At 41.9% G+C, this 11,496-nt stretch carries 9 protein-coding genes and 1 pseudogene; all 10 read right to left on the bottom strand.

The window, feature by feature from the left end; translation table 11 throughout:
* A partial coding sequence (locus N824_RS08640; RefSeq protein ID WP_048904686.1) for a hypothetical protein occupies positions 1-1,343 on the bottom strand: 1,343 nt, incomplete at its 3' end.
* Position 1,344: 1 nt separating this feature from the next.
* Positions 1,345-1,653 (bottom strand): hypothetical protein, encoded by a 309-nt coding sequence (locus tag N824_RS32980; protein ID WP_200869837.1) that lies wholly within the window; start codon positions 1,651-1,653, stop codon positions 1,345-1,347.
* A gap of 16 nt (positions 1,654-1,669) precedes the next feature.
* Positions 1,670-2,563: pseudogene (locus N824_RS08630) on the bottom strand (glycoside hydrolase family 172 protein).
* A 27-nt stretch (positions 2,564-2,590) separates the two neighbouring features.
* Complete coding sequence (locus tag N824_RS08625) at positions 2,591-4,435, bottom strand: RagB/SusD family nutrient uptake outer membrane protein (protein ID WP_048904683.1); 1,845 nt, start codon at positions 4,433-4,435, stop codon at positions 2,591-2,593.
* Positions 4,436-4,460: 25 nt separating this feature from the next.
* Positions 4,461-7,646 (bottom strand): TonB-dependent receptor, encoded by a 3,186-nt coding sequence (locus N824_RS08620; RefSeq protein WP_048904682.1) that lies wholly within the window; start codon positions 7,644-7,646, stop codon positions 4,461-4,463.
* Between the two features lie 112 nt (positions 7,647-7,758).
* Positions 7,759-8,760 (bottom strand): LacI family DNA-binding transcriptional regulator, encoded by a 1,002-nt coding sequence (locus N824_RS08615; protein WP_048904681.1) that lies wholly within the window; start codon positions 8,758-8,760, stop codon positions 7,759-7,761.
* 178 nt (positions 8,761-8,938) lie between these two features.
* Positions 8,939-9,310, bottom strand: coding sequence for a nuclear transport factor 2 family protein (locus N824_RS08610; RefSeq protein ID WP_048904680.1), 372 nt, complete (start codon positions 9,308-9,310; stop codon positions 8,939-8,941).
* 87 nt (positions 9,311-9,397) lie between these two features.
* Complete coding sequence (locus N824_RS08605; protein WP_152542040.1) at positions 9,398-10,159, bottom strand: leucine-rich repeat domain-containing protein; 762 nt, start codon at positions 10,157-10,159, stop codon at positions 9,398-9,400.
* 16 nt (positions 10,160-10,175) lie between these two features.
* Positions 10,176-10,781, bottom strand: coding sequence for a carboxypeptidase-like regulatory domain-containing protein (locus N824_RS08600; RefSeq protein WP_048904678.1), 606 nt, complete (start codon positions 10,779-10,781; stop codon positions 10,176-10,178).
* A 146-nt stretch (positions 10,782-10,927) separates the two neighbouring features.
* The gene (locus tag N824_RS08595; RefSeq protein ID WP_052334084.1) at positions 10,928-11,494 is read right to left on the bottom strand and encodes a DUF6620 family protein; all 567 of its coding nucleotides are present in this window, start codon (positions 11,492-11,494) and stop codon (positions 10,928-10,930) included.
* Between the last annotated feature and the right edge of the window lie 2 nt (positions 11,495-11,496).

Genomic DNA, 11,496 nt, shown 5'->3' with positions numbered 1-11,496 from the left:
CCTGCCCCACCAAAAGATGCGGCAACGCGAGCAGGCCCATTAAACCGCCACCACCACCATTGTGCCCAGTTTGCCGGTAATTCAGCAGCGCTCAACTGCAGCATCACTATCGCCACATCGGTAATAATGGTTACATTAAATACCACCGCCATTGCCAGTGAAAGAATAACCCCCATACCTATTTTACCGATCAACAAGTAGTGTTTTTCACTGGCTGAACGGACAAACCACCGCCTATAGATATCACTGACCAATACCTGACTGCCGAAATTCAAATTATCACCAACGGTAGACATGGTTGCCGCCATCATCGCTGCAACAAGTAAACCCATAGCACCTACCGGCAACATATCCTTCATTAACCGGCCGTACACAAGTTCCCTGTCAGCTCCCGATGCTCTTAACTCGGGGTATAGAACAGAGGCTGAGATACTTGGTAAGGTAACCAGCAGCAGCAACACAAACATGCTTATTGCGGTAACTACGTACATGGTTAAGGCTTCAGCAGGAGTTCTGGTGGAAAGAATGCGCTGTCCTTCCATCGCTCCGCCCATTGGCGCCGCATCCCCGCCATAGCCAATACTTTGACCAAATAGCCAGGCCATGCCTGCTGCCATTGGAAAAATATCGTGATTTAGTGGTGGGGTCATTTGTAATAGCTCCGGATGTGTAGCACCGAACGTGTGATGCAATGTAGCAGTCATTGCCTGAGGACCACCAAAATGGTTTAGCGTAAGCCAGGCAAGTGTAATGGTACCAATAAAGAAGATCACCATTTGAATTAGGTTGGACATGACTACCCCCTTGTATCCGGAAAAGAACACAAAAAGAAAAGAAACAGGCACAACCAGATACATGGTTTCCTCTTTTGTTAAGCCAAACGCAGGCCCCATGATCTTGTAAGCGGCCAATAGTGTAATACCTGTCCATGCCGGCATAGCAATTAATGAGGTTCTTATTGCGATCCACAAACGCATGGCAGCGGCTGGTTTTGCAGGAAAGCGCAGATCATAAAACTCTAATGAGGTAAAAAGATTTAATCTTCTCCAGAACACGGCAAAAAGCACCCCCCCCAGGAACAAGGCCAGACCAAAACGGCTCAGATACCACCATGAAATAAACGAACCCGTTACAATCGCTAATCCCCCATATCCGGTAGCCGCATCGGGGCTTACTAAAGCTGCTGTATAAGATATTCCATTTAACCATCCGGGTATTTTGCGACCGCCAAGGAAAAAGTTCTCCAGATTGGCAGAAGAGAATCGCCTGTGCCAAAGAGAAAGCAAAAACATTAAAACTAAGTAACTTATAACGATCCAGATATCAGGTTGGTTCCAATTCATACTATTTATTGTTTATAATTCCTTTCAATCGTTGTTCAAGGGGCGCAAGTGCAGGCAAATTACTCTGAGGGCTATCAAGATAAAAATACGCAGTAGCGGAGTAATTATCTACCCTGTAAAAATTAACCCATTCATCGGCAGGAAACTTATCATCATTAATATCGGGAAAACCAACTTCCTCCATCAGTTTGACCAAGCCTTTCTGAGTCATCACCGATATTGGTTTTACGCTGCCTCCTGCTTTTGCGATGCCTCTGATGAGATCCCGACCACCCCCGCCCATTTGCTGAATAGTAACCTTGCAATCCACATTAAAGTAAACCGGATCAGGAAKSYGRTNAMYGRTWWAAKKYKTAYWGSSTWKWTYCSWTMTYMRCTATTGGTGCACCCTGATACAGCTGTGAAAAGGGTCCAAGGTTCCATGCAGACCCTATGTAATCTTCCGTGCCGGTACCCACAAGAGTAGGATGCTGATCGTCTCCGTCCAGATATGCCTTTACCTCTCCTTCTCCGAACCAGGTAGTACCATAAACATTGTCGGTAATCACACTGATATTGGTTCCCAAGAAACGCCCCTCACCTTTGATACGGGGTAATATTTCAAAATCCTCGGCAAGTCCTGCTGCTGTGCTGTTGCTCCAGTACGCATGGAAGTATGCAACCTTTTTAGCGTGCTTTTTGAGTTTCGTAAAATTAACATCGTAAAACAATAGCTGCTTTTGCCTCCCCTCATTAACCAGTACCATCCGAGCATGTTTTTTAAACGGCATTGGCACATAGCTGTTAAAAGATCTACCCTCCGGACTGCTGAACAAAGCACTTTGGAAGGGAGTCATCCTGCCTAAACCAATGCCGAAGAAGTCTCCTAAAGGAACCGAAACAGCCGCCTTATCGGCATTATCCCAATACATCTCAAGCTTTATCGACCGGAGGGCTTCAGGGCTTCTATCCATGATCGTCATCCAGATCCGATTGATTAAACCACATCCGCTGTAGTCCATTAGCGTAATCTTTTCACCGGGACTTACCCAAACACTGGCGCGTCCTTTGGCGCCTTTGTTTTCCAAAGCACCCCCGCCTTTTTTGGCAGATGGGTTTTCCAGGCTAACCCAGCGGGTTTCTTTGCCGGAAGGCAGATCGTACAATTCCTGTGCACTTAAATCTGCAAAAGAAAGGTAGCATCCTATAAGTATCAGTCCTTTGAAAATTAATCTGTTCATAAACATTTTTAAGAATTTTGACCGGTTTTACCAACCCGGATTTTGAGTCAGTTTTATATTTTTTTGTATTTCATATTGTGGTATCGGCCACAAATAATGTCTGTCTGTAAACACCCTGGATTCGACAACAGTTCTTTTATAAAATGCATCGCTGGACATATTGTAATCCAAACCATTAACATCGATACCGTATACTTTTTTACTGTCTATATCGGCAGCGATTTTCCACCTGTGCGTATCAAAATAACGATTCGTTTCAAAGGCCAGCTCTATACGCCGTTCATGCCAAATTTTTTCCCGCATTTGATCTTTTGATAACCCCGAAGGTAAATTTGGCAGACCGGAACGGTTCCTAATCAGATTTACATATTTGTACACATCAGTTACAGGACCGTCAGATTCATTAAGTGCTTCAGCATAGTTTAAATATTGCTCGCCTAAACGAAATAGTATCCAGGTTTTTCTCGGACCGGTATTCCCGTTCCTTTTGTAGCTCGGGTGGCCGAACTTCTTCATCAGGTATCCTGTTTCACTGTAATTACCTGCATTATTGGTAGCCCTTCCATCCGGAGCTCCTTTCCAAAACTTTAAAGGATCATTCAGCGGACTCCTTTGATCTGGCTTATATTTTTGCCCGGTGAACATAATGCTGGCATAAAAACGAGGTTCCCTGTTTACATACATATTGCGGGTTCCGGCGACATAATTGGGATTATCAACAGTAGTATTACCGGTTTCTACATAACCTGATGCAGAATTGATTATTGGGGTCATATCCGCATTGTAACCCAGGATAGGACGTTCACCATTGGCCATTTCATAATCGTCCACAATATTTTGTGTTGGCGCGTTTAAAGTAAAACCTGTACCGGGCATTCCTCGTGGCTCGCTATAAACATCCAGATCCAGGTACCCTCCCATAGTCCTTACCCAGATGACCTCGTCATTCCAATTGGTATAAAACAGTTCCTGATAATTAAGTATGGGATCATTTGTAGCAGATTTGTACAGTTTATGGCCTGCAGTTTCTGCCTGATCTATGCAGGCCTTGGCTGCCGTGGCAGCAGTTTTCCATCTTTCAGGAGCGAAATCCGGAAACAACCTGAGTCCATCTTGTTTCAAAGCTGCATAATCTGCGTTCCCATTCCATAACGGACTGGCCATGAACAGTAAAGCGCGCGCTTTAAGTGCCAATGCTGTAATTTTAGTAGGTCTGCCATACTGACTATCGTCACTCGCAGGGACACGAACATTTAACATTTCTGCCGCCTTATTACATTCGTTTACAATAAAATCAACACATTTATCTATCGGTTGTCTTGTTTCAGCTAAAAAGTCTCCATTTATAGGAATTGATTTATCAATAATAGGCACAGGCCCATACATCCTGATCAATAAAAAATGATAATAGGCTCTTAAAAAGGTGGCTTCACCTTTCCATTTGTTGATTTTATCCTGCGTCACCAGTTCTGTTAAAGGAAGCTTATCTATATTTTCAATAAAAATATTTGCCTTTCTGATGCCTTGATAGCTGTTCGACCAGCCATCCTGAACATTGGTAGCATTGTCTATGCTCCATGTCCCATCATTCATTCTGTTACAATAGGAAGGTTCGTGCCCTTGCTCCATCTCATCGGCTGCACCGGTAAAGGTGTTTGTCATCGATACCCCATTTCCATTATCAGGAAATACAAATTCTCTTGGTAAATGGGAATAGGTATTGGTTAAAAATTGTTCAGCGAAAACAGGATTGGAAAAAACCTGGTCAATATTGATGTCTCCATCAGGAGTTTTATTCAAAAAGTCTTTCTTACAAGAAGGAGTTGTAAGAAACAGGATGGTGATAAAAAATAATAATATCGTTGCTTTCATGATGCCTAACTTTAGTTTATAAAAATTAAAAAGTAACCTCTAACCCGAAATTGTAGGTCTTGTTTATCGGATGCCTGCCTGAACCAAAATCGGATTCCGGATCAATGACTTTCAGGTTATCCCAGGTCGCCAGGTTGGTTCCGTTGATAAATATCCGGGCATTACTTAAGGAAATTTTCTTTGTAAGCTTGCTTGATAGTGTATAGCCAATTTCCGCATTTTTGATCCGGAGGTAATTGCCACTCTCCTTCCATAAAGTAGAACCGATATAATTGTTCGTGCTGTTCGCTCTAATACCAGGGTATGTTGCATTGGTATTGTCTCCTCCTGGAATCCAGCGCTGATCAAAGTAATTTTGCTGTACATTATACAACCCTTCTGCGCCCTGGAATGCCCAGGTAGTATATCCCTGACCGTAAAAGAAATCCCTGTTGGCAGCACCCGTAAAGAAGATACTGATATCAAAACCCTTATACCCCAGCGTACTACCAAATCCGTACATGATCTGAGGAAATGATCCGCTATACTCACCAATCACGGTCCTGTCGGCAATATCTATTATCCCATCGTTATTTAAATCCTTATACTTAATATCCCCTGGTCCGTAATTTGACGCTCCTCCGGCTAAATTTTCCTGGCTTGGGCTATTGGCAACATCTGCTGCATCTTTAAACAATCCAAGCGCAACATAACCTAAGTTAGCGCCTATGGAATGTCCTCTTAGCTCCTGCCATGGATATAACTGTTGGGGTTGATCATTTTCAATTATCTTGCTTTTCGCAAAGGAGAAATTAGCCAAAAAGGAATAATAGAATCCTCCTTTGGTGGTATTCCGTAATTGCAGATTACCCTCCACGCCTTTATTGGTGGAAACTCCCAAATTTGCATAAGGCACCGTCCCACCGGGATAACCAGTATAGGTTGGTATTGTTGCCCTTAGCAATAACTGATCTTCTCTTCGTTCATGAAAAACATCGGCAGTTAAGGTGAATTTCCCATTAAATAACTCCAGGTCAAATCCTGCATTTGTTTTATAAGCATTTTCCCAGGTCACATCCTCATTCCCTATACGGAGCTCACTGAGTCCACCCGGATTGTAAGTCTGTCCATTACCAAATTCGTATCCTGTTGCTCCTTTGTTAAATGTCGATAGAAAAATGAAGCGTTGCAGCGGGTTTCCAATCCTGTCATTTCCAACCTTTCCATAACTACCTCTTATTTTGAGGCTACTGACTACGTTTTTATTCCAGAATTTTTCATTTGAGACGATCCATCCGGCACCTACCGAAGGGAATAACCCGAATTGCTTTCCTTTCTTAAAGTTTTCCGAACCTGTATAACCGGCATTGAGCTCAATTAAATAACGGGTATCATAGTTATAAGTTACGCGACTGATAAGCCCTAAACGTCGTTCAGGTAAGTTGTCGATTGAATTCGATGTGGCGACATTTTGTGCATCCTTCTTATTTCCTAACAGCAGGCCAGAGATGCTGTGTTTACTAAATGTGCGGTCATAGTTTAAGGAAACTTCCCCGTACATTGTTCTATAGGTTTCATATCTGTTGCTAAGTGCCAAAGCACTTTCGGTACTTGTACGGGTATATTTTTCAAGGCCATTTACGATTTCGTAACGAAATGCATCGGGACTTTGCGTCCGCACATTTTGGGTGATATCGACCACATCGAATGACGCCAATCCCCTTACAGAAAGACCGGGAGTTATTGATGATAAGTCCCATTTAAGTCCAAGATTGCTGATTGTCGTATTGTAACTCTGCCGGGTATATCCTGATTTAGTGATCCTTGTCCATGGATTGATGATCAGATCACCTGTTGCGCCGGAATTGGAGCCATCCGGATTTTTAAAAGGCATAACCATTGGATTGGTCAGCTTTAGATAAAATAAAACACCATCGGCATCATATGCCGGATAATTTGTGCCCGAAATAATGGCGGACAGGCCTAAACTCAGGTCAACGTTCTTGGCGACATTAATATCTACATTGGATCTGAAACTATATCTGTTCAGTGCTGCATTTGTTTTGTATACATTTCCTGCCTCTTCATTATAACTGCCCTGTTGGGAGGTATACCCCAAATTAACATAGTATTTAACGGCTTCACTTCCACCAGAAACACCCAGATTGTTAATGGTTTGGCTGGTATGCTTCCTAAATATCACATCATACCAGTCTACATTCGGATAAAGATAAGGGTCAGAGCCGTCCTTAAATTTCTGTAGCTGCACATCAGAATAAGCAAGCGCCTGCCCCGTTCGTATCCTGTTTTCATTTATTAATGTGGCATAATCAAAACTATTTATATTGTCCTCCACCCGCAAAGGAGTTACAATTGCAGATTCTGATCTGAAGTTCACTCTTGGTTTGCTTACAGTTCCTTTCTTGGTGTTGATCAGAATTACGCCATTGGCTCCCCGGCTACCGTACACAGCGGTAGCAGACGCGTCTTTTAACACAGAAAAACTTTCTATCTCCTGAACATTCAAGGTGGTCCAGTAATCCTGCAGATCCCGTTCTATACCATCTATGACCACAAGCGGTTTGTTTGATCCGCTCTGCGAGATTTGACCACGGATAAATATGCTGGCAGCATCGTAACCGGGCTGTCCTGACGATTGTCGGGTCATTACCCCGGCCAATTTGCCCCCAATTGCATTGGTTAAAGACGGAGTGGCAAACTTCTGAATATCCTTAACTGAAACTGTAGATATGGAACCAACCAGATTGACTTTCTTTTGGGATCCGTAACCCACAACCTGCACCTCATCGAGTTTCTGTCTGCTTTCATCTGGCTCCAGTTTGACCGTAATCGTTCTGTTATTACCAACCCGCAGGGTTTGGCTCTTGTATCCAACAAAGCTCACAATTATAGAATCCTGTTCATTCGCTATCTCGAGCAGGAATTTTCCATTTATATCCGTGACTACGCCGCTGGCCGTTCCTTTAACGCGTACTGTAGCTCCTGGCAAAGTCTCCTCATTCTCATCAACAACAGTTCCTTTAAGTACGAAAGTATCTTTGGGTGACTGCGCCTCCGGGCCCTTGGCTTTAGCGATCAGCGAAAATGAAATGATCAATAGAAACAACAACAATGTAAATCCCTGTCGCAGAAAAGCAAGGTCACTTGTTGGTTTTACAAGCACACAGCAAGCGCTGCATGGAGGTAATTTTGGTTTGGTGAAAAGTTGCATGGTTTAGTGGGTTTGGTTGAAAAGTTGACATTTATTTAGGTTTTTTTCATTGGTATAATTGTCTATCTATTTTTTGAATACGTATTCATAATCTGTCAAAAAAATAGCCAGGCTATTTCTTTTTAACTGAATTCCTAACCACCATATGCCCTTTAAACATGAGTGTTTTAGGTTTCGCAGTACTGTCATTTATTTCGTTTAATAGAATTTCTATTGTTCCGTCGATCATCTCTTCCACCGGCTGTTCCCAGGTGGTTAAGGAATAAGAAGGCCATGCGCCCATCCTGATGTTATCAAATCCAAATACCGAAACATCTTCCGGTATCCTCAACCCTATGACCCTGATCGCATCCATTGCGCCAAGGGCGATGATGTCATTACCGCAAAAGACACAATCTATGTGTTTATTCTTTGTCATAAGTTCCTGTGCGGATTTAAAGCCGCTCTCGTAGGTATAGTTACCAGGCTCAATCATGAAATCCGTAATGTTTCTTTCTTTCAATACTTCCTCAAATCCTTTAAGTCTGTCTAAAGTAGTAGAGGTATCAGAGGGACCTGATATAAAAGCAAAAGACCGGTGACCCAGCTCCACCAAATATGCAGCTATCTGCTTGGTGGCTAAATAATTATCACAAAACACAGAGCTACTCCCTGCCTGCTCTGTATAGCGATTAAATAGCACAACCGCTATTTCACTCCGCTTAAATTTAAGGGCAGCTGAAGATGACAGCAATGCATCTGTTATAATTACGCCTTCAACATTATATTCAAGCAGCTGACTGATTTCCTTTTCCTGGATCTCCTCATTTGTTGAATTGATAAATATGAGGTGATACCCTAAAGCCGACAAACGGTTGTGAAAGATTTCCAGCACAGCAGAATAAAATGGATTTCGAATATTACGCATCACTACCCCTATCATGCGCGTTCGCCTGGTAATCAGGCTTCGTGCATGTGCATTGGGTTGATATCCCAGCGCTTCAGCAGCCTCAAGTATCTTCTTTTTCTTTTTCTCCGAAACAATTGCTCCGCCTGCAAAGACCCTTGATACCGTCGCCTGTGAAACTCCCGCTAATTCAGCTACGTCTTGTGATGTACTATGCTTTTTACTCAATTCGTTTAGTCTATGTAAATGTATATGATTATGAATACGTATTCATAATATATCAAATATAATTACATATTCTTAAAATGCAAATAAATTCTATAAATTTTTATAGACCTGTTTTACCGTAACTATCTGTGCATCTTCAGCTGATCAAAAATAAGGTTATGTTTCTGTGAATGGGAAGCTAGTTTCTTAAATCAGATTCTGTATGCATGGCGCAGATCCAATTGTTATTTTCCTTAACCCAGGTTGATGTGCACGCACATTTCCCTGAGGATTTCTGCCCATCGATGCCATATTCTAATTCTATAATATAGGCGATAACTGCACTACCTCCTAAGATCTCGCTTTCAGCGTCCGAAATATTCAGAACTTTAAGCTGCCTTCCCGCTCCAGAATCAAACATTTTTTTAAAGGAAGGTTCATCTACACTTCTTACACCATCTTTACCAGCTACAATACACGGGAAGTGGGTCAGGGTTTTTACAGTATCAAAATCACGGGTTTCCATCGCTTTCCAATACTTTTTTTCAAGTTCAAGAATTTGATTTTCCATAATATCAAGTTTGGAATGTTATAACAATGCAACTAGAATATAGTTTTGATAAAGCATTTCAAATTATGGATTTGGAGCAAAACCATGTTACCAGTCGATTTTGCTTAAACTTGCCGTTCCGCTCATGTTAACATTTGTTAACTGGGTGTAAGAGCAGTCTAACAACTTAAGCTTTCTCAAGCCGAACACATACAGGGAGACCAAGGGATTATCTCTCAAAGACAACTCCTCAAGATCTTTAAATTGGGTAAAATCTAGTTTTGACAATTGATTCTCGCTCAGTCTGATTAATTTCACCGCAGCACATCCAGACACTTTAAACTCAAGTAAATTATTTTTCTGAAACTCTATATGCACGAGCTTAGGAAGGTTAGGGATGTCGACTTTATACAGGGCATTATCGTGCATTTTTATCTCTTCAAGCTTCAGCAGTCCTGTTAAATCCAGTGCATTGATTTTGTTCTGATGAACATATAAAGTTCTTAGGTTTACCATTCCTTTCAAGTTCATGGTCTGGAGCTGATTGTTGTAGCCAAAGATCTCTTCCAGATTTCTCATTCCTTCAAGATCCAGGACCTTTACCTGATTATTCCAAAAGCTAAGTTCTTTTAAGTTTGTGAAACTTTTAATACCGATCAATGAGCTTATACCAGCCTGATCTACACTTAGCTTTGTTACTTTTTGTGCTTCTGACAGCTGAATTTCCCCATCTCCATTCAGGTCTACCCCGAGAATAACAAGTTGCTTTTTAAAATTCGGATCAGGTATTTTTACAGTTTGAGCAATAGCACCGAATGATACCGTGACCCCAACAAGCATTATATAAAAAGCTAAATATTCTTTTTTCATCGGTTTTCTTCCTGATTTAATTATGAACAGCCACATTCATTACCACTCCTGGTTCCTTAATATCCACAAATCCACTGATTTCATTTTCAATAAAAACATCATACTGATAGTCCTCATAAATTGGTGAAGAACCTAAAACATATCCATAAACATTATAGGAGGTACTGGTTCCGGTTTGAACGGCAACTGTTTTTTGCCTCGCGAAGGCAATCCAGCTAATGATGTAATATTTTCCCGGTTTCAGGTCAGTAAACTGAAAGCTTCCCTTATCATCTGTAAATCTACCTTCCACACGGTAAGTAAATGCAATATTGTTCATTGTAGCCTGTTTTTTGCGGCTATTAAATTTTTTCTTCAGCTCCAGAAATTCTGTGAAATATGGCGTCACCGGGAATAACAAGATCTGACTTCCTTTAACGCCAAAATTATCTTTTCCTTTTTTCTTTAATGTGGCTGTGCCCCGTATGGTAGCTGTCCCCTTTTCCATCAGCTTAGCAGTTTCAATCTCATTAAAAGCAGTAGCTGGAAGAACCCATTCCGGGGCCTTCTGCGCGTACGCTATATGACCGCACAACAAAAGCAGCAATTTTACCGATAGTACTTTTAATATTCTTCCATTCATGACTTTTTCTATCCTTTAGGTATGGTTAAAGCTCATCAACCATTCGAAATTACGGTCAGAAAATGTTTACCGCAATAGCTGTAAACAGTCATTTGCAACTAGCTGTAAACAGCTAGTTGCAATGTTTATGAAAGGTTCCACTAAATTTAGAATGTTATATCATCCGCTACGTTTCCACCCTGCGCTGATGCAAACAATTGCCTGTACTTTGCATTGTAAGCATCCTGTTTCTGGGTGTATCCCTGAAAATCTGCTTGTATGTCAGTATGGATCTGCGCATTCCATTTGGAAGCAGCGATCTGGAAATCTCCCAGGGTAATACCGTACTTATCAGCAATCCACTGGGCGCCATCCATTCCGTACTCATATGCTACATTTCGTGCTACTTCCAGTTCCTGATAGAAATCTTTATCTGTTTTTATCTGTGCTGTATAGCCTGCATCTTCGGCAGCACCGGTTACCGCATTGCTGAATTTCGGATGCTGACCTGCCTGTGCAAAATACTGGCCAAACAGCGTCACAATCTCAAACGTTTGATCTTGTTTCATTCTTTCAGGCCAGAGCAGGTTCGCTTCCTGCCATACTGGTAATTCTACTCCGAGCGCTTTTGCAATTGCCTCCTCGCTCAAACCGCTTCCTAGTTTGGCGCATGCTGCACTGTAATCTTCGAGGCTAATCCCGTGAATGGGTTCTAATAATTGATTTTCCGACATAA

Source organism: Pedobacter sp. V48 (assembly GCF_000523515.1).
GTDB lineage: Bacteria > Bacteroidota > Bacteroidia > Sphingobacteriales > Sphingobacteriaceae > Pedobacter.
The sequence above is the reverse complement of the archived record's forward strand: the minus strand, read 5'-3'. Positions and strand labels throughout refer to the sequence as shown.

Bases quoted from the DNA above. Each gene is read 5' to 3' on its own strand.
- N824_RS08595 (WP_052334084.1), bottom strand. From the start codon at position 11,494: ATGTCGGAAAATCAATTATTAGAACCCATTCACGGGATTAGCCTCGAA.
- N824_RS08620 (WP_048904682.1), bottom strand. From the start codon at position 7,646: ATGCAACTTTTCACCAAACCAAAATTACCTCCATGCAGCGCTTGCTGT.
- N824_RS08605 (WP_152542040.1), bottom strand. From the start codon at position 10,159: ATGAAAAAAGAATATTTAGCTTTTTATATAATGCTTGTTGGGGTCACG.
- N824_RS08625 (WP_048904683.1), bottom strand. From the start codon at position 4,435: ATGAAAGCAACGATATTATTATTTTTTATCACCATCCTGTTTCTTACA.
- N824_RS08610 (WP_048904680.1), bottom strand. From the start codon at position 9,310: ATGGAAAATCAAATTCTTGAACTTGAAAAAAAGTATTGGAAAGCGATG.
- N824_RS08600 (WP_048904678.1), bottom strand. From the start codon at position 10,781: ATGAATGGAAGAATATTAAAAGTACTATCGGTAAAATTGCTGCTTTTG.